This is a genomic window from Mesorhizobium sp. M0195, from assembly GCF_040322115.1.
Taxonomy (GTDB): Bacteria; Pseudomonadota; Alphaproteobacteria; order Rhizobiales; family Rhizobiaceae; genus Mesorhizobium.
Genome location: NZ_JAMYSV010000009.1, coordinates 158,524 through 180,302, shown reverse-complemented (window position 1 = coordinate 180,302; position 21,779 = coordinate 158,524). Strand labels below are relative to the sequence as shown.

The 21,779-nt window shown below is 62.8% G+C and carries 24 protein-coding genes and 1 tRNA gene; 15 read left to right on the top strand and 10 right to left on the bottom strand.

Going from position 1 to position 21,779, the window contains the following annotated elements; all coding sequences use genetic code 11:
• Positions 1–48: 48 nt before the first annotated feature.
• Positions 49–480: a winged helix-turn-helix transcriptional regulator gene (locus NKJ12_RS19375; RefSeq protein WP_352456668.1), complete on the top strand. Its 432-nt coding sequence runs from the start codon at positions 49–51 to the stop codon at positions 478–480.
• Between the two features lie 377 nt (positions 481–857).
• On the opposite strand, the gene NKJ12_RS19370 is transcribed toward NKJ12_RS19375, so the two are convergent.
• A tRNA-Leu gene (locus tag NKJ12_RS19370) sits at positions 858–942 on the bottom strand.
• 274 nt (positions 943–1,216) lie between these two features.
• Here NKJ12_RS19370 and NKJ12_RS19365 point away from each other — a divergent pair.
• Positions 1,217–1,804: a YqaA family protein gene (locus NKJ12_RS19365; RefSeq protein ID WP_023721063.1), complete on the top strand. Its 588-nt coding sequence runs from the start codon at positions 1,217–1,219 to the stop codon at positions 1,802–1,804.
• Between the two features lie 19 nt (positions 1,805–1,823).
• Complete coding sequence (locus tag NKJ12_RS19360) at positions 1,824–2,342, top strand: disulfide bond formation protein B (RefSeq protein WP_352691025.1); 519 nt, start codon at positions 1,824–1,826, stop codon at positions 2,340–2,342.
• Between the two features lie 145 nt (positions 2,343–2,487).
• Here the strand turns inward: NKJ12_RS19360 and NKJ12_RS19355 are convergent, their stop codons facing one another.
• Both NKJ12_RS19355 and NKJ12_RS19350 read right to left on the bottom strand, forming a co-directional pair.
• Complete coding sequence (locus NKJ12_RS19355) at positions 2,488–3,045, bottom strand: HNH endonuclease (protein WP_254816681.1); 558 nt, start codon at positions 3,043–3,045, stop codon at positions 2,488–2,490.
• A 129-nt stretch (positions 3,046–3,174) separates the two neighbouring features.
• Positions 3,175–3,816, bottom strand: a complete 642-nt coding sequence (locus tag NKJ12_RS19350) for a DNA-3-methyladenine glycosylase family protein (protein WP_254816680.1) — start codon at positions 3,814–3,816, stop codon at positions 3,175–3,177.
• A 122-nt stretch (positions 3,817–3,938) separates the two neighbouring features.
• On the opposite strand from NKJ12_RS19350, the gene gluQRS reads away from it, so the two are divergent.
• Together gluQRS and NKJ12_RS19340 are read left to right on the top strand one after the other, a co-directional pair.
• Positions 3,939–4,814 (top strand): tRNA glutamyl-Q(34) synthetase GluQRS, encoded by an 876-nt coding sequence (gene gluQRS / locus NKJ12_RS19345; protein WP_352691027.1) that lies wholly within the window; start codon positions 3,939–3,941, stop codon positions 4,812–4,814.
• A 149-nt stretch (positions 4,815–4,963) separates the two neighbouring features.
• Positions 4,964–5,839, top strand: a complete 876-nt coding sequence (locus NKJ12_RS19340; RefSeq protein WP_352691029.1) for a DMT family transporter — start codon at positions 4,964–4,966, stop codon at positions 5,837–5,839.
• Positions 5,840–5,883: 44 nt separating this feature from the next.
• On the opposite strand, the gene NKJ12_RS19335 is transcribed toward NKJ12_RS19340, so the two are convergent.
• Positions 5,884–6,735 carry a YihY/virulence factor BrkB family protein gene (locus tag NKJ12_RS19335; RefSeq protein ID WP_254816677.1) on the bottom strand — a complete coding sequence of 284 codons (852 nt, stop codon included), beginning with the start codon at positions 6,733–6,735 and terminating at the stop codon, positions 5,884–5,886.
• Between the two features lie 57 nt (positions 6,736–6,792).
• Between NKJ12_RS19335 and NKJ12_RS19330 the strand changes: the two genes are divergently transcribed.
• From NKJ12_RS19330 to NKJ12_RS19300, 7 genes are all read left to right on the top strand, one after another.
• Entirely contained in the window at positions 6,793–7,659 is an 867-nt protein-coding gene (locus NKJ12_RS19330) for an SDR family oxidoreductase (protein ID WP_352691031.1), read from the top strand.
• Positions 7,660–7,682: 23 nt separating this feature from the next.
• The gene (locus NKJ12_RS19325; RefSeq protein ID WP_352505113.1) at positions 7,683–7,874 is read left to right on the top strand and encodes a twin transmembrane helix small protein; all 192 of its coding nucleotides are present in this window, start codon (positions 7,683–7,685) and stop codon (positions 7,872–7,874) included.
• Between the two features lie 25 nt (positions 7,875–7,899).
• Positions 7,900–8,481, top strand: coding sequence for a cob(I)yrinic acid a,c-diamide adenosyltransferase (locus NKJ12_RS19320; protein ID WP_254816675.1), 582 nt, complete (start codon positions 7,900–7,902; stop codon positions 8,479–8,481).
• A 22-nt stretch (positions 8,482–8,503) separates the two neighbouring features.
• Complete coding sequence (locus NKJ12_RS19315) at positions 8,504–9,307, top strand: rhomboid family intramembrane serine protease (protein ID WP_352691033.1); 804 nt, start codon at positions 8,504–8,506, stop codon at positions 9,305–9,307.
• 206 nt (positions 9,308–9,513) lie between these two features.
• The gene (locus NKJ12_RS19310) at positions 9,514–10,263 is read left to right on the top strand and encodes an electron transfer flavoprotein subunit beta/FixA family protein (RefSeq protein WP_352476294.1); all 750 of its coding nucleotides are present in this window, start codon (positions 9,514–9,516) and stop codon (positions 10,261–10,263) included.
• Between the two features lie 18 nt (positions 10,264–10,281).
• Positions 10,282–11,211 carry an electron transfer flavoprotein subunit alpha/FixB family protein gene (locus NKJ12_RS19305; protein WP_352505111.1) on the top strand — a complete coding sequence of 310 codons (930 nt, stop codon included), beginning with the start codon at positions 10,282–10,284 and terminating at the stop codon, positions 11,209–11,211.
• Positions 11,212–11,325: 114 nt separating this feature from the next.
• Positions 11,326–12,204: a 3-hydroxybutyryl-CoA dehydrogenase gene (locus tag NKJ12_RS19300; RefSeq protein WP_352476291.1), complete on the top strand. Its 879-nt coding sequence runs from the start codon at positions 11,326–11,328 to the stop codon at positions 12,202–12,204.
• 9 nt (positions 12,205–12,213) lie between these two features.
• Here the strand turns inward: NKJ12_RS19300 and NKJ12_RS19295 are convergent, their stop codons facing one another.
• On the bottom strand, positions 12,214–12,852 hold the full coding sequence (locus tag NKJ12_RS19295; RefSeq protein WP_352704403.1) for an NrsF family protein: 639 nt from the start codon (positions 12,850–12,852) through the stop codon (positions 12,214–12,216).
• Between the two features lie 2 nt (positions 12,853–12,854).
• On the bottom strand, positions 12,855–13,397 hold the full coding sequence (locus tag NKJ12_RS19290; protein ID WP_352704401.1) for a sigma-70 family RNA polymerase sigma factor: 543 nt from the start codon (positions 13,395–13,397) through the stop codon (positions 12,855–12,857).
• A gap of 201 nt (positions 13,398–13,598) precedes the next feature.
• Here NKJ12_RS19290 and NKJ12_RS19285 point away from each other — a divergent pair, with 201 nt between their 5' ends.
• The 3 genes from NKJ12_RS19285 to NKJ12_RS19275 all read left to right on the top strand — a co-directional run bounded on the left by NKJ12_RS19285 (position 13,599) and on the right by NKJ12_RS19275 (position 17,435).
• Positions 13,599–14,606 (top strand): iron ABC transporter substrate-binding protein, encoded by a 1,008-nt coding sequence (locus tag NKJ12_RS19285; protein ID WP_352704399.1) that lies wholly within the window; start codon positions 13,599–13,601, stop codon positions 14,604–14,606.
• 166 nt (positions 14,607–14,772) lie between these two features.
• Complete coding sequence (locus NKJ12_RS19280; RefSeq protein ID WP_352704397.1) at positions 14,773–16,356, top strand: ABC transporter permease; 1,584 nt, start codon at positions 14,773–14,775, stop codon at positions 16,354–16,356.
• Positions 16,353–17,435 carry an ABC transporter ATP-binding protein gene (locus tag NKJ12_RS19275; RefSeq protein WP_352505106.1) on the top strand — a complete coding sequence of 361 codons (1,083 nt, stop codon included), beginning with the start codon at positions 16,353–16,355 and terminating at the stop codon, positions 17,433–17,435. Before NKJ12_RS19280 ends, NKJ12_RS19275 begins: the two co-directional genes overlap by 4 nt.
• A gap of 22 nt (positions 17,436–17,457) precedes the next feature.
• Here the strand turns inward: NKJ12_RS19275 and ugpC are convergent, their stop codons facing one another.
• From ugpC to ugpB, 4 genes are all read right to left on the bottom strand, one after another.
• Positions 17,458–18,525, bottom strand: coding sequence for a sn-glycerol-3-phosphate ABC transporter ATP-binding protein UgpC (gene ugpC / locus NKJ12_RS19270; protein WP_352691036.1), 1,068 nt, complete (start codon positions 18,523–18,525; stop codon positions 17,458–17,460).
• 7 nt (positions 18,526–18,532) lie between these two features.
• Entirely contained in the window at positions 18,533–19,381 is an 849-nt protein-coding gene (ugpE, locus tag NKJ12_RS19265) for a sn-glycerol-3-phosphate ABC transporter permease UgpE (RefSeq protein WP_352476283.1), read from the bottom strand.
• 8 nt (positions 19,382–19,389) lie between these two features.
• Positions 19,390–20,274 carry a sn-glycerol-3-phosphate ABC transporter permease UgpA gene (gene ugpA / locus NKJ12_RS19260; RefSeq protein WP_352691050.1) on the bottom strand — a complete coding sequence of 295 codons (885 nt, stop codon included), beginning with the start codon at positions 20,272–20,274 and terminating at the stop codon, positions 19,390–19,392.
• An 81-nt stretch (positions 20,275–20,355) separates the two neighbouring features.
• Positions 20,356–21,666 carry a sn-glycerol-3-phosphate ABC transporter substrate-binding protein UgpB gene (gene ugpB, locus NKJ12_RS19255; protein ID WP_352691037.1) on the bottom strand — a complete coding sequence of 437 codons (1,311 nt, stop codon included), beginning with the start codon at positions 21,664–21,666 and terminating at the stop codon, positions 20,356–20,358.
• Positions 21,667–21,779 lie beyond the last annotated feature (113 nt).

Genomic DNA, 21,779 nt, shown 5'->3' with positions numbered 1-21,779 from the left:
GCACAATGCATACTTGCATGATGCAAGTCAATAGGGTATGTTCACTCCATGCTTGGTCGTCTCTATGAAAAACAAAACTGCTCGGCCTCACGCGCCCTGGAACTGGTCGGCGAGCGCTGGAGCCTGTTGATCCTGCGCGACGCGATATTCGGCGGCTGCACGCGCTTTTCGCAATTCCAGAAGAGCCTGGGGATCGCCACCAACATCCTGGCCAAGCGCCTCGAGGATTTCGTCGAGGCCGGCCTGATGGACCGTCGCCCGGGTGCCGCCGGCGAGCAGGCCGACTATGTCCTGACCCGGAAGGGGCTGGAATTCAAAACGGTCATTATCGCGCTGACCGAGTGGGGCGACAAATGGGTGCGGCCCGGACCCATCGTCTACTGCGACCAATCCGACGGCAAGCCGGTCGAGGTGCAATTGCGTCGCGCCGGCAATGGCAAGCGGGCCGACTTCGCCGACGTCGTGGCGGCCCTGCGCTAGGCACGGCGGCGGCTCCGGCCCGCAGCACGATCCAAGACGAAGCTGTTTCGCATCGTGCCATAATGTTACCGCATATCTCACCTCCCGAGGTTGCATCTGTGGGCCGGGTCTGGTGGGTAGTTCGCGGGAGGAAACATGTCTGTCGGGCAGCGATCGACTTTGCGGCAACGTCTTTTTGCGGGACCGCGGCACGCCTGATCGCGTGCGGTGAGGAACGCCAGATTGCGCTTGGGGCTGGTCCGCGCACCGTTCAGCGGAAGCTTGGGCAGCTTGCGGCAACAGGCAAGACGCAACCATTCGGTGGCCGTCGAGGGCGTCGCGGACGATCCCACCCACGCCATTAGGTTTAATAAGAAGCCGCGTCGGAATTTAAAAAGTGGTGCCCCTAGCCGGGATCGAACCAGCACTCCTTGCGGAACTCGATTTTGAGTCGAGCGCGTCTACCAATTCCGCCATAGGGGCTCAGGCCGGGCGGCCTGGATGGGCGCGGACTATACGGTTGGAGGCCTGTTCGTCAACTGGCCAAATCCCGACATCTGGGCTCGCTCAAGCCTCAGCCTTTCGATTTCGTGAAGCAGCTGCCATTGTGCAGCGCGGAAAATCTTTCTAGACAGGCGGCGCATGTCATTGAAGCGCACCTTGTCCGACGAGGTTGATGCGGGGCGCTTCCAAGTCTTGTTTGTACATGTCGTGATCCCAAGACCACTTCTGGTTTGGGCGTGCATTAGGAGTGCCGATGCTTCGCGGACTTTACGACTGGACCTTGTCGCTGGCGGCGAGCAAATCCGCCGAATGGTGGCTGGCCTTCATCGCCTTCGTCGAGAGCTCGGTGTTCCTGGTGCCGGCCGACGTCCTCTATCTGCCGATGGCGCTGTCGCGGCCGGATCGCGCCTATCGTTACGCGCTGGTCGCCACCGTCGCCTCGGTGCTGGGCGGCATCGCCGGCTGGTTCATCGGCCATTATGCCTATGATGCGGTGGCGCGGCCGATCCTCGAATTTTATGGCAAATATGACGAGTTCGAGGCGATGCGCGTCTCATCGGGTGTCGGCTTCATCATCCTGATGCTGGTCACCTCCGGCCTCGCCCATCTGCCGCCGATCAAGGTTGTGACGATCCTGTCGGGCGTCATCGGTGTTCCTTTGCTGCTGTTCATCGTGCTGGCAATCGTGGCGCGCGGTGCTCGCTTCCTGTTTCTCGCGTGGCTGTTGCGCCGCTATGGCGAGCCGATCCGCCACTTCATCGAAAAGCGCCTTGGCCAGATTGCGGGCGCCGGCGCCGCTGCCCTGATTTTGCTCTATATCGTCGTCAAATACGCCGTCTGAACCGAACGGACTGAGCCCGATGACAGCGACCGTGAATGCCGATACCGGACGCCAGCGGCTGCGCACCGCCCTGTTTCTCGCCGTCGCCATGACCGCCACGGTCGGCTCGGCGCTGGCCTTCCAGTATCTCGGCGGCTACATCCCCTGCAAGCTCTGCCTCGAGCAGCGCACGCCTTACTACGTCGGCGTGCCCTTGATGCTGCTGGCGGTGCTTGCGTCGGCGCTTCGGGCGCCAGCCTGGGTAAGCCGTGGCCTGCTAGCCATTGGCGGCCTGCTGATGCTCTACGGCGTCTATCTCGGCGTTTATCACTCCGGCGTCGAATGGGGGTGGTGGCCGGGCCCGACCGATTGCAGCGCAGCCGCCGGGCCGGTGGACACCGGCGGCAAGGGCGTGCTCGACGCGCTCGACAAATTCGTCCCGCCTTCCTGCGACAAGGCGGCGGTTCGCATCCTCGGCCTGTCGCTGGCGGGCTGGAATGCCATCGCCAGCTTTGTCCTCGCCGCCGTCGCGTTCCGCGGCGCCTTTGCCCGCGACTGAGTGGCACAACGCAGAATTCGTTCAGAAATTCGTCAGGCCGGAGTGCACTACCACGCCACGACCGCTCATGAATGCTTCGGCCGGCGAAGGCCGGAAGCGCAGAAAGCTGCGTCAGCCGACCGGCATGGCGGATCTTTGCCGAACTCTATGGTTCGAGTTCGACATCCCAGTACAGATAATCCATCCAGCTTTGGTGCAGATGGTTGGGCGGGAACAGCCGGCCGTTATTATGCAAATCATGCACCGTCGGCTGGTAGGGCTTCTGCAGCGGCCACATCTTGGCGTGGGCCGGCATCATGCCGCCCTTCCTCAGATTGCAGGGGGAACAGGCAGCGACGACATTCTCCCAGGTCGTGGCGCCGCCGCGATGGCGCGGAATGACATGGTCGAACGTCAGATCGTCCGGTGTGCCGCAATATTGGCACTGGAAACGGTCGCGCAGGAAGACGTTGAAACGGGTAAACGCCGGATGCCTCGACGGCTTCACGTAAGCCTTCAGGCTGACGACGCTCGGCAGCTTCATCGAAAAGGTCGGCGAAGAGACGGCGTGTTCGTATTCGGCGACGATGTTCACCCTCTCGAGGAACACCGCCTTGATGGCATCCTGCCAGGACCAGAGCGACAGGGGATAATAGCTGAGCGGACGGTAATCCGCATTCAGCACCAGCGCTGGAAGCCCATCCGGAGATACGGCAACCGTCACGTCGTTGACCTCCTTCACCCTAGAACCGGTCGACGCGGATACTGTAAGCCCGACATGACAGGGATGTGAAGCGGATTGTCGATCATGCCGGGTCTCAAAAACGCATGATTTCAATGCTTTTTTGCGGATTCAGGCCGGAGGCGCGGCATCCCTGCCCTTCAATTCGCGATAATAAGCCCAGAAAAGCCGCGATGCGACACCGCGCCACGGGCTCCATGATTCGGCAAGCCGGATCAGCATTTTCTCCGGCGGACGCGGGTCGATGCCGAGCGCATGGCCGACCGCGCTCTGCAATGCAACGTCGCGCGCCGGAAAGATGTCCGGGTGTCCGGCGGCAAACAAAAGGTAGACTTCAGCCGTCCACGGGCCGATGCCCGGCACCCTGGTCATGGCCGCGATAGCCTCGCTTGCATCGAGCCGGCAGAGGTGATCGAGGTCGAGCCCGTCGGCCACCGCCTGGGCGACGGCAATCAGTCCGCGCTGCTTGGGCCGCGATAGTCCCGCGTTGCGAAAGATCGCCTCATCGGCGGCAAGGATCGCCTGCGGCGTCAGCGGATCGAGCAGTTCCGTCAGGCGGCCGAAGATGGCATCGGCGCTCGCGCGGGACACTTGTTGCGAAACGACGATGGAAGCAAGGCTCCTGAACCCCGGCTCCGACAGCCTGAGCGGCACCTCGCCGGCCATGCCGCGCACTTTTTCCAGGCGTGGGTCGAGCAAGCATAGCCTATCCAGCCCTTGCGCAATGTCGTCGAGGCTGGCGATGCGTTGCATGTCTGCTTATTCCAAAATCAAAAGTGCCGCACGTTCGTCACGTGTCCCTCTGGACGCACGACGCTGCCGGCGCAAAGTAGCAATTGGCGAAAGCGCCGCACAACCCGATTGCCCGCCGGACAATGACACTGCTGACATTCCGCTTCGCGCCGAGCCCGAACGGCGAACTGCATCTCGGCCATGCCTATTCGGCGCTGCTCAATCAGAAATTGGCAAAGGCGGTGGGCGGACGCTTGCTGCTGCGCATCGAGGACATCGACACGACGCGCTGCACGCCGGAATTCGAGGCAGGCATTTTTCGCGATCTGAAATGGCTGGGGCTTGGCTGGGAGGAGCCGGTGCGCCGCCAGTCCGAGCATTTTGCCGAATATCGGGCGATGCTCGAGCGGCTGATCGAAGCGGAGCTTGTCTATCCGGCCTTCATGAGCAGAAGTGAGATCCGCGCCTTCATCGCCGACAGCGAAAAGCGCGGCCGCGACTGGCCGCGCGACCCGGACGGCGTGCCGCTCTATCCCGCCGCCGACAAGGCGCTGCCGCCGAGCGAACGCAAACGGCGCATCGCTGAAAATGTGCCATTTGCCTGGCGGTTGAACATCGATGCGGCAATAGAGCGCGCCGGCAAGGACCTGTCATGGGCCGAATACACGGACGAGACGCTCTCCGCCGCGCGTCGTGTCGAAGCCCATCCGCAGGAGTGGGGCGATGTGGTCGTGGCGCGCCGCGAAATCCCGACCAGCTATCACCTCGCCGTCACCGTGGATGACGCGCTGCAGGGCGTCAGCCATGTCGTGCGCGGCCAGGATCTTTATTCCGCGACCAGCGTGCAGCGGCTGCTTCAGCAGCTGCTTGGCCTGCCGCAGCCGGCCTATTTTCACCATCGCCTGATCCTCGGCCCGGACGGACGAAAACTCTCGAAGAGTCTTGGCGATACCAGCCTTGCCGCCCAGCGTGCGGCGGGCGCCTCGCCCGACGATGTTAGGCGGCTGGTCGGTCTCTAGCTAGACCGGCGAGCTGACGGCCATCAATGGCGCTCCTTCAATTCAAATGACTCTATGGATCAACCGTTTGGTTTTGCTTGCCGGCCCGAACGGCATTAAGCAGTCGCCGCAGTCGATCCCTCACCCGAATTCACCGCGGCCTCCTGAAAATGCACAGCCTCAAGCGGTTCATCCCCGCCTCTTTCGTCGTCCTGTGGGCGACCGGCTTCATCGGCGCGCGCTATGCCATGCCGTGGGCGGAGCCCTTTACTTTCCTGGCCGCGCGCTTTGTCCTGGCCGCAATCCTGCTTGTCGCTTTGATGGCCGCACTTGGTTCGAGCCGCGCCACCCGCGACGAGGCGCTGCACGCGACCGGCGCCGGCATCCTGATGCATGGGGTCTATCTCGGCGGCGTGTTCTGGGCCATCCACCGGGGCATGCCCGCTGGGCTTTCAGCCTTGATCGTCGGCCTGCAGCCGCTGATCACGGCAGTGCTCGCCGGTCGGCTTCTGGGCGAGGCCATCCTGCCGCGCCACTGGGCCGGTCTCGGCCTCGGGTTGATCGGCGTGGTGATCGTGCTCTGGCCGAAGCTCGGCGCGCTCGGCGGCGGGGTGACGGCCGAAACATTGGGCGCCTCGCTGGTCTCCGTGCTCGGCATGAGCGCCGGCACGATCTGGCAGAAGCGCTTCGCCTCCGGCGGTGATCTGGTGGCTGCCACGTTCTGGCAATATGTCGGCGGCGCATCGGTGATGGTCTTGGCCTCGCTCGCCTTCGAGACCCGAACGGTCATCGTCAACGGCGAACTGATTTTCGCCATGGCCTGGCTCGTGCTGGTGCTATCGATCGGCGCCATCTTCCTGTTGATGGTGATGATCCGCGACGGCGAGATATCGAAGGTCGCCTCGCTGTTTTACCTCGTGCCGGCCGTCACCGCGGTTATCGCCTGGGCGTTGTTCGGTGAGCAATTGAGCCCGCTCCAGATCGCCGGCATGGCGATCGCGACGCTCGGCGTCGGGCTGGCGACCGCTCAGCCGCCAAAAGCATGATCCCAAAAAGTGGGAACCGGTTTTCGGAAAAGATCATGCTTAACTCAGCCGACTCTCGCACGCGCCTCTAAATAGCGGCTGATCGCAGCGTTGAGCTCGCCACCGAGGATGAAAATCGCCGAGACGATATAGAGGAATACGACGGCGATCATAATCGAGGCGAGGCCGGCATAGGTCGTCACATAGGACGAGAAATGATCGAGATAGGCGGCGAAGATGGTCGATCCGATAAGCCAGCCGATCAGCGTGAAGATGATGCCCGGCACGATGGAGACGAAGCGGCGCTTGCCGGCCGGCAACCAGAAATGCACGGCGAACAGGCCGCCGATGATGACGACCGAGGCGATGACGTAACGCCACAGCGTGATCGTGCCCATATAGGGTTTTATCCATTCGAAATGCGACTCGGCCAGCCGGGCCAGCAATGGCGCGAAGACCAGCAGCACGCTGATCGCCAAAAACCCCGCCGTCGCGATCAGCACGAAGATGATACTCTGCACCCGCCGGTAGATGATGCCCCGCGTTTCCGAGACACGATAGGCACGGTTGAGCGAAGTCCGCAGCGCCTCGATGCCGTTCGAGGCGAAGTATCCGGCAAGCACGATACCGTACGTCAACAGGTCGCTGCGCCTAACGGTAAGCACGTTGAGCACTTCGCGCGCGATTGGTTTGGCGATCTGCTCGGGCCATGTGTCGAACACAAGGTGCACGGCGGTGTCGGCGAAAGCCTGCGCGCCGAAAAAACTCGCCAGCGTCGTAGCGAAGATCAGGAAAGGAAAAAGCGCCATCAGCGCGGTGATCGCCAGATGGCTGGCCATTGCCCAGCCGTCGTCGGTGTTGAAATGGCCGAGCGCGTCATAGAGGACGCGTTTAAGGGCTACGATCTTCCGCAACAAGAACCGCGTTCCCTTCGATTGTCCGGACGCCGCGAATATGGGAAGGGTTTGCAGTAAATGACAACCCTAGGTCAAACCACCATTCCTCCCGGAAAAGAGTTGCGCACCATCATTGTCACAGGTGCCTCTTCCGGTATAGGCGCCTATTGCGCCCATGCTCTTAAGAAGGAAGGCTGGCGGGTGTTCGCAACGGCCCGAAAGCCCGAGGATATCGCCGCGCTCGAGGCCGACGGCATTGAGGCCTTCTATCTGGACTATACCGAGCCCGGATCGATCGAGGCGCTGGTGACGTCGGTGCTGGAACGGACCGGCGGCCGGCTCGATGCGCTCTTCAACAACGGCGCCTACGGACAGCCCGGCGCCGTCGAGGACCTGCCGGTCGAGGCTTTGCGGCAGCAGTTCGAGGCCAATGTCTTTGGCTGGCATGATCTCACTCGCCGCGTCGTACCGGTGATGCGCCGCCAGGGCCATGGTCGTCTCGTTCATTGCTCATCGATCCTCGGCCTCGCGCCGGTGCCTTTTCGCGGCGCCTACTCGGCATCGAAGCACGCTATCGAAGGGCTGATGCTGTCCCTCTATCAAGAACTCCGGGGTAGCGGCATCCATGTTTCGCTGATCGAGCCGGGGCCGGTAAAATCGAAGATCGCCAGCAACAGCCTCGCGTGGTTCCTGGCGAATATCGATCACGAGAATTCCGTTCATCGCCTCGCCTATGCGGCGCAACTCAAACGGCTGCGGGCCGGCGGCAGCACATCGCGGCTGAAGCCCGGGCCGGAGGTGGTTTATGCCGCCTTGCACCATGCGCTTCTGTCGCGGCGCCCGCGCCCGCATTATGTGGTAACAGTGCCGGCCAGGATCGGCGCGATCCTTAAACGCATCCTGCCGGCATCTGCACTCTACCGTCTGCTCGCCAAACGCGCCTGAACGCAATCCAACTGGAACACACCATGGCAACCGTCTTCAACATCCTCGCCGTTCTTGTCATGGTCGCAGTGGTGATCGTGCTGATGCGCGGCCTCATCAACATGATGCGCGGCGGCTCCAGCATGACCTCCAACAAGCTGATGCAGACGCGCGTGCTCCTGCAGTTCGTGGCCTTGGTGCTGATCATGCTGGCGGTGTATTTCACCCGTAAGTGACGCAGCACCAGTCGGGAGGTACCCCGTGGTCAAGCTCAACAAGATCTACACCCGCACTGGCGACGACGGCACCACCGGTCTCGGCTCCGGCGAGCGGCGGCTGAAATCCGACCTTCGGATCGACGCCTACGGCACGGTCGACGAGGCCAATGCCTGCATCGGCATGGCCCGCATCCATACAGCGGCAGTAAATCCGGCGATCGATGCGATGCTCGGCCGCATCCAGAACGATCTTTTCGATCTCGGCGCCGATCTGGCAGTCCCCGATAATGGCAAGCCGCTGGACTACGAGCCGCTGCGCATCGTAGCCTCGCAGACCGACCGCGTCGAACAGGACATCGACCTCCTCAACAAAAATCTGCAGCCGCTCAAATCCTTCGTGCTCAATGGCGGCACGCCGGCCGCCGCCGCCCTTCACCTCGCCCGCACGGTCGCGCGCCGCGCCGAGCGCATCATGGTGGCGCTGTCGCAAGACCCAAACGAGCCCGTCAACCGCGAGGCAATAAGGTACATCAACCGCGTCTCGGACTTCCTGTTCGTTGCCGCGCGCGCGGTCAATGACAACGGAAACGCCGACGTGCTATGGGTTCCTGGCAAGAACCGCTGAAATCCGCCGAGTTGGGGACCCGATGTTCATCCCGCTTTACGACACCAACAGGCTGCGGCACATCAAGCTGCAATATGTGACCATCGGCCTGATCGCGCTCAATGTGTTGATCTACCTTGTCACCACGCTTGGCGGTGAGGACTTCTCCAACGCCGCGGTGCTGGGCCTCGGCTTCATCCCGTCGGTCGTGCATGACAGCGTCGAGCTCGATCCGCAATTCGTCGTCATTCCCGAGAGCCTGAGCTACCTGACTTATTCCTTCCTGCACGCGGATATCTTCCACCTCGGCGGCAACATGCTTTTCTTGTGGGTATTCGGCGACAATGTCGAGGATGCACTCGGCCACATCCGCTACCTCATCTTCTACCTGCTTTGCGCCATTGCCGGCGCTTTCTTCCAGGGTCTGGTGGCCTGGGATTCGCAAGTGCCGCTGATCGGCGCGTCGGGCGCCATCGCCGGTGTCGTCGCTGCCTATCTGATCCTTTATCCGCGCGTGAAGGTGTGGGTGCTGGCCTTCGCCCGCATCCCGTTGCGTATCCCGGCTTTCATCCCGCTCATCCTGTGGATCCTGTTCCAGATCTTCATGTTTGCCCAAGGAGGCGAGGATCAGGTTTCCTGGGCCTGCCATATCGGCGGCATCATCGCCGGAGCCGTGCTGGTGCTTGTCTTGCGCAGCCGCGGCGTGCCGCTGCTCGCCGCTGCGGATGAAGAGACTGTGGTGGTCGCCGGCCATGTGCCCGTTGCCGTAGAGCCGGCGCCAAGCGAACCACAACCTGCGCAGCAGGCGCCGCGCTGGGGCCGGGGAAGCGTTTCCGGTCCGGACTGAACTGATTTGAGTGCTTCGCCGAGGATCCGAGTGCGCCCGGATATTGACGCGCGGCGTCGCCGCAACTACGCAAGCGCCACCCTACTGGCGTGGCGAAGACCAGAATTCCGTCCGGAATGTCGGCTTTCGACAACTCTGAAGAGGTGCACGCTGCTATAGCGCGTCCGACGCGCGTGAGAGACTATCGTGAAAGAGGTGACAGGCAAATGAAGATCCTTGTGCCCGTGAAGCGGGTTGTGGATGCGAACGTCAAGGTCCGGGTGAAAGCGGACGGTTCGGCGGTGGAACTCGCCAACGTCAAGATGGCGATGAACCCGTTCGACGAGATCGCGGTGGAAGAGGCGATCCGGCTGAAGGAAGCTGGTAAGGCCGAAGAGATCATCGTCGTGTCGATCGGGCCGCAGCAGGCACAGGAGACCTTGCGCACGGCGCTCGCCATGGGCGCCGACCGCGCCATCCTGGTCAAGACCGACGAGCAGACTGAGCCGCTGGGCGTCGCCAAGGTGCTGAAGGGCGTCGTCGAGGCAGAACAGCCCGGCCTTGTCATTCTCGGCAAGCAGGCGATCGACGACGATTCCAACCAAACCGGCCAGATGCTGGCCGCACTTCTCGGCTGGGCGCAGGGCACCTTCGCCTCCAAGATCGTGCTCGACGGTGAAAAGGCCACGGTGACGCGCGAAGTCGATGGCGGCCTGCAGACGCTGGAACTGAAGATGCCGGCAATCGTCACCGCCGATTTGCGCCTGAACCAGCCACGCTACGCGTCGCTGCCCAATATCATGAAGGCCAAGAAGAAGCCGCTCGACGAGAAGAGCCCTGCCGACTACGGCGCCGACGTCAAGCCGCGGCTGAAGGTGATCAAAACCGAGGAGCCGGGCGGCCGCAAGGCGGGCGTCAAGGTCAAGAGCGTCGCCGAACTGGTCGACAAGCTGAAGAACGAAGCCGGCGTGCTGTAGGCCAGGAAGGGATAGAAAATGACAATTCTTCTGATTGCCGAACACGACAACGCTGCGCTTTCCGACCAGACCGCCAAGGCGCTTTCGGCGGCGCTGCAGATCGGTTCGGACGTGCATGTGCTAGTTGCCGGCAAAGATGCCAAGCCGGCAGCGGACGCAGCCGCCAAGCTCAAGGGCGTTACCAAGGTGCTGCTCGCCGACGCTGACGAACTGACCGAGCGTCTCGCCGAACCGCTGGCGGCACTAGTCGTTTCGCTTGCTGAGCCATACGAGACGATCATCGCGCCGGCGACCTCGTCGGGCAAGAACGTCGCGCCCCGCGTGGCGGCGCTGCTCGATGTCGCCCAGATATCGGAAATCATCGAAGTCGTGTCGCCCGACACCTTCAAGCGGCCGATCTATGCCGGCAACGCCATCCAGACGGTGCAGTCGAGTGACGCTAAGAAGGTTATCACGGTGCGCACCGCTTCCTTCCAGGCAGCACCCGAGGGTGGTTCCGCGCCGGTCGAGACGGTTCAGGCGGCGGCCAATCCCGGCCTGTCGAGTTTTGTCGAGAACAAGCTCTCCGAGACCGACCGTCCAGAGCTGACCTCGGCCAAGATCATCATCTCGGGTGGCCGTGCGCTGGGCTCCTCCGAGAAGTTCCAGGAGGTCATCCTGCCGGTCGCCGACAAGCTCGGTGCGGCGGTTGGCGCATCTCGCGCCGCCGTCGATGCCGGCTATGCGCCGAACGACTGGCAGGTGGGCCAGACCGGCAAGGTGGTAGCGCCCGACCTTTATATTGCCGTCGGCATCTCCGGTGCCATCCAGCACCTTGCTGGCATGAAGGATTCGAAGGTGATCGTTGCCATCAACAAGGACGAGGAGGCGCCGATCTTCCAGGTCGCCGACTACGGTCTCGTCGGCGATCTTTTCGTCATTCTGCCGGAACTGCAAAAGGCGCTTTGACGCCTTCTGCCAAAGCGTATTAAATTCTGAGGGGTGGGGTAGACGAAGTCGCCCCGCCCTTTTAGTTTGCACTGCACAAAAAACGGGCCGCAAAGGCCTCGACGGGATCGGGTAATGAGCAAGATCGAGACGATCGGCATCATCGGCGCGGGCCAGATGGGCGGCGGCATCGCCCATGTGTCGGCGCTGGCGGGCTATAAGGTGCTGGTTTACGATATTTCGCCCGACCGCATCGAAAAGGGCATCGCTACGATCAGCGGCAACATGGCCCGTCAGGTCGGCTCCGGCAAGCTCGAGGAAACGCTGCGCAATGAAGCGATGGCGCGCATTTCGGCGGCGCCGGCCATGGCCGACCTTGCGGGCGCCGATCTGGTGATCGAAGCGGCGACCGAGGACGAGACGGTCAAGCGCAAGATTTATGCCCAGCTCTGCCCGCAGCTCAACCCCGAGGCCATCCTGGCGACGAACACATCATCGATCTCGATCACACGGCTGGCTTCGCAGACCGACCGGCCGGAACGCTTCATCGGCATACATTTCATGAATCCGGTTCCGGTGATGAAGCTGGTCGAACTGGTGCGCGGCATCGCCACCGAGGACCAGACCTTCGAGGCGGCAAAAACCTATGTGAAGCAGCTCGACAAGACGATCACCGTCTCGGAGGATTTCCCGGCCTTTATCGTCAACCGCATCCTGCTGCCGATGATCAACGAGGCGATCTACACGCTCTATGAAGGTGTCGGCTCGGTCGACGCCATCGATACCGCCATGAAGCTCGGCGCCAACCATCCGATGGGGCCGCTGCAGCTTGCCGATTTCATCGGGCTCGACACCTGCCTGTCGATCATGCAGGTGCTGCATGACGGGCTGTCGGATTCGAAATACCGCCCCTGCCCGCTGCTGGTCAAATATGTCGAGGCTGGCTGGCTCGGCCGCAAGACCGGGCGCGGCTTTTACGACTATCGCGGCGAGCATCCCGTTCCGACACGCTGATTCTTATCGCTACCAGCGCACAAAAAGTCGTCCGCCGAGCGCCCCGAGCACGGCAAGGATGGCGACCGCGATCGTATACCAGGTGCCGACGAAAAGCGGCGAATCGTCGAAGCAATGCGCCGCATAGAAGGTCGCCGCCAACCCGCCGGCAAGCAGGCCCGCGGCCGCACCGGCAAGCACCGGCCTTGTGGGCGCGCCATGGCGCAGGACGGCAAGAAAGACGGCAAGCGGGCCGATCCCGATCAACGGAATGAAGGTCAGGCAGATGACCAGGTTCGTCCCGACCAGGCGTGTGCCCCAGTCGGACGCAGGCACGGCGAAGAGTTCGAGAATCACGGCCACAATCACCAGCAGCGGGGCGGCGATCATCCAGCTTGCCGCCCGGCCCGTCGATGCACCGGGCATCGACAGCGCATGCACCAGGGCAAAGGCGCTGGCCGAAAGAGCGATCGTGAAGACGAATTTGGACAGGAACCGCATCGTGTGCATGGCGATCGCAATGTCGGGGCGCGGGCCGATCGTCAGCCAGAAAACCGCGGCCGCGATCACCATGGCCGCACCGGCGGCAAGCCACCAGGCGGCGCCTAGCGGCAGCGCCTTGCTGCGGGCATCGGCGTCGAGCGCCTTGATGAGATCTTCAGTCCTCATTTTTATTCCCGCCCCGCCCCGAACCGTTTGGCAATGGCGGCAAGCCCGCGGTGCAGTGACACCCGCACAGCCGTCTCGCTGATGCCGAATTTGGCCGCGGTCTCGCCGATTGACCGGCCTTCGACCGATACGGCCGAGACGACGGAACGCTGTGCCGGCGACAGGCTGTCGAGCGCCCGGTTGACGTCGCGCTCGCTTACCGTCTCCGCTTCCGGCTCGGCGAAGGTCTCGGCGATTTCGTCGATCTCGACCTCGATCCGCCGGCCGCGCCGCCGGAACGCGTCGATCAGCTTGAAGCGGGCTATTGCATAGACCCAAGGCAGCACCGGCGCATTATCGCGCCAGGTGTGTCGTTTCACATGAATGGCCAGCAAGGTTTCCTGCACGACATCCTCGGGATCCACCCCACCCTGCACGATCTTGCGCCGGGCAAAGCCACGAACGAGCGCGGCGATCCGGTGCAGAAAGTCGGCATAGGCCCTTTCGTCTCCGGCGATCGCGGCCCGCAGCAGCCGTGAAAGCTCGGCTTCGTCCTTGCCGCTCACAAGAGTTCACTCCCCGATATTCGCGTCTCGGCGCTGATTTGTTACGGGGCCGGCGAAATAATGTCCAAGGCAAATTAGCTGAGCATCACGAAAGTTTGGCCTTTTGAGCAATTGAGTGGGCCAGCAATGTTGACTGCGCTAGTCATGTATTGGTAGGTGCAGCGTGCCAAGCCAACGACCATCGAAATCGAGGACGACGCCATGAAATATGCTCTTTCCGCCCTTGCCGGTGCGACAGCACTTGCAATCAGCCTGATCGCCGGCCCGGCAATAGCAGAGGACGAGGGCATCGTCGTCTACAACGCCCAGCACGAAAACCTGACCAAGGCCTGGGCGGAGGGATTCACCAAGGAAACCGGCATCAAGGTTACCGTCCGCAATGGCGGCGACAGCGATTTCTCCAATCAGATCGTTGCGGAAGGCACCGCTTCGCCCGCCGATGTATTCCTGACGGAGAATTCGCCGGCCATGGCATTAGTCGAGGCGGCCGGCCTGTTCGCACCGGTCGACACCGAGACGCTGGCCCAGGTTCCGCAGGAGTACCAGCCGGCGAGCGGCAAATGGGTCGGCGTCGCCGCGCGCAGCACGGTCTTTGCCTTCAACAAGACCAAGCTGGCCGCCGACCAGCTGCCCAAATCGCTTCTCGATCTCGCCGATGCGAGCTGGAAGGGCCGTTGGGCCGCATCGCCCTCCGGCGCCGATTTCCAGGCGATCGTCAGCGCGCTTTTGCAGCTCAAGGGTGAGGCAGCGACGGCCGAATGGCTAAAGGGCATGAAGGAGAATTTTGCCGCCTATAAGGGCAACAGCACGGTGATGAAGGCGGTCAATGCCGGCGAGGTCGAAGGCGGCGTGATCTATCACTATTACTATTACGGCGATCAGGCCAAGACCGGCGAGAACAGCAAGAACGTCGAGCTGCACTATTTCAAGCACCAGGATCCCGGTGCTTTCGTCTCGGTTTCCGGCGGTGGCGTGCTGGCCCCGAGCAAGCACCCTAAGGAAGCGCAGGCTTTCCTGAAATGGGTCACCGGCAAGGGCGGCCAGGACGTGCTGAAGACAGGCGATTCGTTCGAATACGCAGTCGGCAAGGGCGCTGAGTCCAATCCGAAGCTGGTGCCGCTGGCCGATCTGCAGGCGCCGAAAGTCGACCCGACGACGCTGAACTCGAAGAAGGTGACCGACCTGATGACGGCGGCCGGCTTGCTTTAGCCGGCGTTCGTCCTAAAAGGGCAACCGACTGCGCTCCTGTGGGAATTCGCTTTCCGCGGGAGCGCTCTGTTTTCAAGATGGCATTTGTCCATGACCACAAGCTGCTCGCCGCATTCGCCGACGATTGTTTCCGCCTTCGGGCGGAAACGGCACAACGTCTGATCTGATGCAGTCGGCGATCGATCTCGCACCTTCAGGCTTGCCAGCCGATACCACGGCCGTGCGGGCACGTCGTTGGTCGGTCTCATGGATTGCGCTGGCCGCCGTCTTTGTCTCGCTTTTCGCGCTGCTGCCACTTGCCTTCATCGTCTGGGTGGCGGTGCAGACTGGCTGGGAAACCGTGGCGGCGCTGGTGTTCAGGCCGCGCGTCGGCGAACTTCTGGTCAACACCAGTCTGCTGGTGGTGCTGACCGTGCCGATTTCGATCGTGCTGTCGGTGGCGCTGGCCTGGCTCACCGAGCGCAGCGATCTGCCGGGGGCCCGCCTATGGGCCTGGTTGTCGGTGGCGCCGCTCGCCATTCCCGCCTTCGTCCACAGTTACGCCTGGATCACCATGGCGCCCAGACTGCACGGCCTGTGGGCCGGCGTGCTTGTATCGGTCATCGCTTATTTCCCGTTCCTCTATCTGCCGATAGCGGCAGCTTTGCGCCGGCTCGATCCCGCTCTCGAAGATGCAGCAGCGGCCCTCGGGCTTGGCCCATGGCGCGTGTTTCGGCGTGTCGTGCTGCCGCAGCTCCGACTCGCCATTTGCGGCGGCTCGCTGCTGGTCGGCCTGCACCTCCTGGCCGAATACGGGCTCTATGTCTTCATCCGCTTCGACACCTTCACCACCGCGATCGTCGACCAGTTTCAGTCGACCTTCAACGGTCCCGCCGCCAACATGCTGGCCGGCGTGCTGGTGACCTGCTGCCTTGTGCTGCTCGGGCTGGAGGTGCTGGTGCGCGGCGAAGAGCGCTATGCCCGCGTCGGTTCGGGTGCCGCGCGCCAGCAGCAGCGCACGAGCCTTGGGCGCGCCACCATTCCTTGCCTGCTGCTGCCTGCCATTACCACGCTACTGGCGCTCGGCGTGCCGTTCGCCACCATCGGCCGCTGGCTCATGGCCGGCGGCGCCGATGTCTGGCGGCTCGACGAGATCGGCCTGGCGCTTGGCCAAACGCTGTTCCTGGCGATTGCCGGGGCGCTGCTCGCCACCGTCGCGGCAATGCCGATGGCGTGGATTTCGATCCGCGCACCGGGGCGGTTGCAACGCGTCCTGGAGGGCTGCAACTATATCGTCGGCGCGTTGCCCGGCGTTGTCATCGCCCTGGCGCTGGTCACCATCGCCGTGCGTGTCGCCATGCCGCTCTACCAGACCCTGTTCACCATCCTGGTCGCCTATGCGCTGATGTTCCTGCCGCGCGCCCTGATTAGCCTCAGGGCGTCGATAGCACAGGCGCCAGTCGAGCTCGAACGCGCCGCCTCCAGCCTCGGCCGGTCGCCGCTCAAGGCGCTGTGGTCGACGACCATCCGCCTGTCGGCGCCGGGCGCCGCAGCCGGCATGGCGTTGGTTGCCCTTGGTATCATGAACGAATTGACCGCAACCCAAATGCTGGCGCCCAACGGCACCCGCACGCTGGCCATGGCGTTCTGGTCCTATAGCGGCGAGATCGACTATGCGTCGGCGGCGCCTTATGCCCTGATCATGGTGGCGATGTCGCTGCCTTTGACCTGGCTGCTCTACGTCCAGTCGAAGCGGATGGCCGGGCGATGAGCTTTCTCGAGCTGAGCGGCATCCACAAGCACTACGGCCCCGTCGCAGCACTTGCCGGCGTCGACCTCAGCGTGGCCAGCGGCAGCCGTACGGCAATTGTCGGGCCATCCGGTTGCGGCAAGACCACGTTGCTGCGGCTGATCGCCGGCTTCGAGGCGCCGGACCAGGGCCGCATCGTGCTCGATGGCGAGATGCTGGCCGATGGCGACACGGCCGTGCCGGCGCATCGCCGCGGCATCGGGCTGGTGGCGCAGGACGGCGCTCTGTTCCCGCATCTGAGCATCGCCGCCAATATCGGCTTCGGCATGGGGCGTCACGAGGAAAAGCGCAGCGAGCGCATCGCCGAGCTCGCCTATGTCGTCGGGCTGGACAAAGGTATCCTGAAGCGCCGTCCGCACGAACTCTCCGGCGGCCAGCAGCAGCGCGTCGCGCTCGCCCGCGCCATGGCCATGAAGCCGCGGCTGATGCTGCTCGACGAGCCGTTCTCGGCGCTCGACACCGGCCTGCGCGCCTCGATGCGCAAGGCCGTGGCCGAGCTCCTTGAAACCGCCGGCATCACCACCATCCTGGTCACCCATGATCAGGCCGAGGCGCTGTCATTCGCCAGCCAGGTCGCGGTGATGCGCGACGGCAAATTCTCGCAGATCGGCACGCCGCGCGAGCTCTATTTCAGGCCGAAGGACAGGATGATCGCCGAGTTCCTCGGCGACGCCATCGTCTTGCCGGCCAGGATCGCCGATGGCTTCGCTACCTCGCCGCTCGGCCGCATCGCCGTCGACAGCACCGAGCGGCGCGACATTGCCCGCATCATGCTGCGGCCCGAGCAGGTGCTGCTGAAACGAACCTCGCGTGAAGGCATGTCGGGCACGCCGGACATGCTGTTCGGCGAGGTCACGGAATCCGAGTTCGCCGGCTCGATGTGCACCATCGCCGTGCGTCTCTTGAACAGTCCCGATCCGCCCGACGCGGCCGCCATCGGCAACACGCCATTGATCCTGCGCAAGCCGGGCATGGACGCGCCGGCGGTCGGCGAGATCGTGCGGCTGACCGTGTCGGGCAAGGCGCATGTGTTTGCCTGAACGGTTTTGCGCAAGGCCGATTTCAATCGACCCGTTTGCCCGCCTGATCGAACCAATGCAGCGTTTCGGACCTGGCCACGACGCGCAATCGGTCACCTGGCTTGGCGTTGGCGCGGCCTGAGACGCGCACCACGATGCGGCTGCCGGCTGCCACGCAATGGAGAAAGCTTTCGGCACCGACCGGTTCGACCGCTTCCACTGTCGCAGGCAGCGCGAGCGCGCCGGCCGGCGCCTCTGCCGCGAAGGTGATATCGGCGTCCTCCGGACGAAAGCCTAGTGTCACCACCTTGCCCTGTCGAGGCGCCAAGCCAATCACCGTACCGTCGGCCAATACCGAGCTTGGGGAGGCCCCTGTGAGCGCCAGCAGATTCATCGGCGGTGCGCCTATGAACGAAGCGACGAAGGTCGAAGCCGGTTTCTCGTACACATCAAGCGGAGCGCCGGTCTGCTCGACCAGTCCGGCGTTCATGACGACGAGGATGTCGGCCAGCGTCATCGCCTCAAGCTGGTCGTGCGTGACATAAACCGAGGTGACGCCAAGCGAGCGCTGCAGATTCTTGATCTCGATGCGCATCTGCCCGCGCAATTTCGCATCGAGGTTGGACAGTGGTTCGTCGAACAGGAAGACCTTCGGGTTGCGCACGATGGCGCGACCCATGGCGACGCGCTGGCGCTGACCGCCTGAAAGCTCGCGCGGGCGCCGGTCGAGCAGCGCCGAAAGCTCCAGCACCTTGGCCGTCGAGCGTACCCTGCTATCGATCTCGTCCTTCGGCGTGCCGCGGTTGCGCAGGCCATAGGCCATGTTGTCATAGACCTTCATATGTGGGTAGAGCGCGTAATTCTGGAACACCATGGCGATGTCGCGCTCGGTCGGGCCGATGGCGTTGACCACCTTGCCGTCGATGGCGACTGTACCGGCCGAAATGGTCTCCAACCCGGCGATCATCCTCAGCAGCGTGGACTTACCGCAACCTGACGGGCCGACCAGCACGCAAAGCTCCTTGTCGGGAATGGCGATGGAGACGCCCTTCACGGCTTCGACGCCGCTGGGATAGACCTTCTTCACGTCCTTCAGATCGACGGTCGCCATCAGAGTCTCACTTTTCGGATTCGACCAGGCCGCGCACGAACCAGCGTTGCATCATCACCACGACGAGGATCGGTGGCACGATGGCCAGCATTGCCGTGACCATCACGAGGTGCCATTGGGTGTCGGCGTCGGCGAACGAAACCATCTTTCTCAGCGCGATGACGATGGTGTTCATGTCGTTGCTGTTGGTGACGAGCAGCGGCCAAAGATACTGCGTCCAGCCGTAGATGAAGAGGATCACGAACAGCGCGGCGATGTTTGTCCGCGACAGCGGCAGGAGGATATCGAAGAAGAAGCGCCATGGCCCGGCACCGTCGACACGCGCCGCCTCGACCAATTCGCCCGGTATGGTCATGAAGAACTGGCGAAACAGCAGCGTTGCGGTGGCTGAGGCGATCAGCGGGACGATCAGGCCGGCATAGGTGTCGATCATGCCGAGATCGACCATCACCTTGTAGGTCGGCAGGATGCGCACCTCGACTGGAAGCATCAAGGTGATGAAGATCAGCCAGAAGAAGGTCATGCGCAGCGGAAAGCGAAAGAACACGATCGCGTAGGCCGACAGGATCGAGATGAAGATCTTTCCGACCGCAACGCCGAGCGCCATGATCGTGGTGTTGAGGAGCAGCCTGCCGACGCTGACCCCGCCGATACGGCCGATGCCGCCGAACAGCGCCTCACTGTAGTTGTTCCATAGCTGGCTGCCCGGCAAGAGCGGCAGCGGCGGCCTGAGGATCGTTTGCAGCGTGTGCGTCGAGGCAACGAAGGTGTAGTAGATCGGAAAAGCCACGATCAATATGCCGAGGATGAGCACGGCATGGGCGATGAAGGTGCGGAGCGGGGACTGGCCGATCATCGCTGCCCTCAGCCGTAGTGGACTTTGCGTTCCACATAGCGGAACTGGATCGCTGTGAGCGCGATGACGATAGCCATCAAAATGACCGACTGCGCCGCCGAGTCGCCCAGGATCAGATTGACAAAGCCGTCATTATAGACCTTGTAGACCAGCGTCTCGGTCGTCTTGCCCGGCCCGCCGCCGGTGACGGCATGAACGATGCCGAACGTGTCGAACAGGGCATAGACGGTGTTGACGACCAGCAGGAAAAAGGTTGTCGGCGCAAGCAGCGGGAAGACGATGGTCCAGAAGCGCTTGGTTTCGCCGGCGCCGTCCATGGCCGCCGCTTCGATCAGCGTTTTCGGCACCGCCTGCAGGCCGGCGACGAAGAACAGGAAATTGTAGCTGATCTGCTTCCAGGCAGCCGCCGACACCAGCAGGATCATGGCGTGGGTGCCGTTGAGCAGTGGGTCCCATGCGATGCCGAGGCTTCTCAGCAAATAGGCCAACGAGCCTATCGAAGGGTTGAACAGAAACAGCCACAGCATGCCGGCAATCGCCGGCGCCACGGCATAAGGCCATATCAACAGTGTGCGGTAGAGGCCTTTGCCGCGCATGGCCTTCTCGGCCATAACCGCGAGCAGCAGGGCCGCAACCATGGCAACGATCGCGGTCGCAAGCGAGAACACCACCGTGACCTTGATCGAGTTGAGATAGGCCGGATCGGCCAGCACCTTCCGGAAATTGGCAAACCAGACGAACCTGCTCTTCAGCCCGAACGGGTCTTGCCTGAGCATCGACTGGTAAAGCGCCTGACCGGCCGGCCAGTAGAAGAAAACCAGGGTTATGGCGAGCTGTGGCGCCACCAGCAGGTAGGGCAGGATATTGTTGGGAAAGACGACGCGTGGAGACAGGCTGATTTCCCTCGCTATCCAGGCATCGCCCACACGCGCGCGCGTGGGCGATATTCCAACCGACTGACCGAGACGATCTCGTTAGTTGTCCAGGGCTTCCTTGATTGCGGCGTCGCCGCGCGCGACCGCATTGTCGAGGGCCTGCTGGGCGGTTTGCTGGCCGGCCAGCATCTTCTCCAGCTCCTCGTTCTGGATATCGCGCACCTGCGGCAGATTCGGCAGGCGCACGCCCTTCGAATTGTCGGTCGGCGGCTTGCCGATCATCTGCAGGATGGGTGTCTCGCGGCCGGGGTTCTTTTCATAGAAGCCTGATTTCTTGGTCGCCTCGTACGCGGCGAGCGTCACAGGCAGGTATCCCGACTTCTGGTGCAGGTATTCCTGCACATCAGTCTTGGACAGATAGGCAAAGAAGGCGGCAACGCCCTTGTATTCCTCGTCCGACTTGTTGCCGAACACCCATAGGCTGGCACCGCCCGGCGTTGTGTTCTGCGGGGCACCCTTGGCGTCACTGTCGTAGGGAAGCTGGCCGATGCCATAATTCATGCCGGACTTGACGATATCGCCGAGGCCGCCCGACGATTCGGTGAAGATGCCGCATTCGCCGGCGAGGAATATCTGCTTGGCTTCGGAGGTGCGTCCGCCATATTTGAACGTGCCGTCCTTGGCCAGGTCGGCGAGCGCCTGGAAGTGGTTGACGAAAATCGGCGCATTGATCTTGAGTTCGACGTCGCCGCCGGCCAGGCCATTCTGCTGGGTCGCCCAAGGCACGTCATTCCACGCCGCGAAATTCTCCAGATGGATCCAGGTCAGCCAGGTCGAGGTATAGCCGCAAGAGGCGGCGCCGCTCGTTTTGATCTTCTTGGCGGCTTCCCAAACCTCGTTCCAGGTCTTGGGCGGATTGTTCACGTCGAGGCCTGCCTTCTGGAAGATGTCCTTGTTGTAGTAGAGGATCGGCGAGGAGGAGTTGTAGGGGAAGGACAGCATGGTGCCGTCCGGCTTGGAATAATAGCCGACGATGCCGGGCAGATACTGGCTCTTGTCGAAAGTCATCCCGGCGCCGGTCATCACATCGGCCACCGGCTTTATCGCACCCTCGGCCGCCATCATCACGCCGGTGCCGACGTCGAACACCTGGAGGATATCGGGCGCTTGCCCGGCACGAAAGGCAGCGATGCCGGCATTCAGCGTCTCCGGATAGGTGCCCTTGAACACCGGAACGAGCTCATATTCGCTCTGGCTGGCGTTGAAATCCTTGGAGATCTTGGCGACGACCTCGGCGTTGGCGCCGGTCATGGCGTGCCACCAGCTGATCTGCGTGACGGCGAAGGCGGAGGTGGTGGAAAGCAGGGTCACGGTGGCGGCGATACCGGCCGCAAAGCCGAAGAACTTCATGTTTCATCTCCCGTTTGTCATTGGCGAAAGGGGCACCTCCGCAAAGCCAATATGTGGCGCTGATGACAATCGGACAACGGTTTTGTTGCCGATCAATGAACACCATTCCTTCC

Coding starts and splice junctions, on each gene's coding strand:
- NKJ12_RS19375 (WP_352456668.1), top strand. CDS start 49: ATGCTTGGTCGTCTCTATGAAAAACAAAACTGCTCGGCCTCACGCGCC.
- NKJ12_RS19365 (WP_023721063.1), top strand. CDS start 1,217: ATGCTTCGCGGACTTTACGACTGGACCTTGTCGCTGGCGGCGAGCAAA.
- NKJ12_RS19360 (WP_352691025.1), top strand. CDS start 1,824: ATGACAGCGACCGTGAATGCCGATACCGGACGCCAGCGGCTGCGCACC.
- NKJ12_RS19350 (WP_254816680.1), bottom strand. CDS start 3,816: ATGCAACGCATCGCCAGCCTCGACGACATTGCGCAAGGGCTGGATAGG.
- gluQRS (WP_352691027.1), top strand. CDS start 3,939: ATGACACTGCTGACATTCCGCTTCGCGCCGAGCCCGAACGGCGAACTG.
- NKJ12_RS19340 (WP_352691029.1), top strand. CDS start 4,964: ATGCACAGCCTCAAGCGGTTCATCCCCGCCTCTTTCGTCGTCCTGTGG.
- NKJ12_RS19330 (WP_352691031.1), top strand. CDS start 6,793: ATGACAACCCTAGGTCAAACCACCATTCCTCCCGGAAAAGAGTTGCGC.
- NKJ12_RS19325 (WP_352505113.1), top strand. CDS start 7,683: ATGGCAACCGTCTTCAACATCCTCGCCGTTCTTGTCATGGTCGCAGTG.
- NKJ12_RS19315 (WP_352691033.1), top strand. CDS start 8,504: ATGTTCATCCCGCTTTACGACACCAACAGGCTGCGGCACATCAAGCTG.
- NKJ12_RS19310 (WP_352476294.1), top strand. CDS start 9,514: ATGAAGATCCTTGTGCCCGTGAAGCGGGTTGTGGATGCGAACGTCAAG.
- NKJ12_RS19305 (WP_352505111.1), top strand. CDS start 10,282: ATGACAATTCTTCTGATTGCCGAACACGACAACGCTGCGCTTTCCGAC.
- NKJ12_RS19300 (WP_352476291.1), top strand. CDS start 11,326: ATGAGCAAGATCGAGACGATCGGCATCATCGGCGCGGGCCAGATGGGC.
- NKJ12_RS19295 (WP_352704403.1), bottom strand. CDS start 12,852: ATGAGGACTGAAGATCTCATCAAGGCGCTCGACGCCGATGCCCGCAGC.
- NKJ12_RS19285 (WP_352704399.1), top strand. CDS start 13,599: ATGAAATATGCTCTTTCCGCCCTTGCCGGTGCGACAGCACTTGCAATC.
- NKJ12_RS19280 (WP_352704397.1), top strand. CDS start 14,773: ATGCAGTCGGCGATCGATCTCGCACCTTCAGGCTTGCCAGCCGATACC.
- NKJ12_RS19275 (WP_352505106.1), top strand. CDS start 16,353: ATGAGCTTTCTCGAGCTGAGCGGCATCCACAAGCACTACGGCCCCGTC.
- ugpC (WP_352691036.1), bottom strand. CDS start 18,525: ATGGCGACCGTCGATCTGAAGGACGTGAAGAAGGTCTATCCCAGCGGC.
- ugpE (WP_352476283.1), bottom strand. CDS start 19,381: ATGATCGGCCAGTCCCCGCTCCGCACCTTCATCGCCCATGCCGTGCTC.
- ugpB (WP_352691037.1), bottom strand. CDS start 21,666: ATGAAGTTCTTCGGCTTTGCGGCCGGTATCGCCGCCACCGTGACCCTG.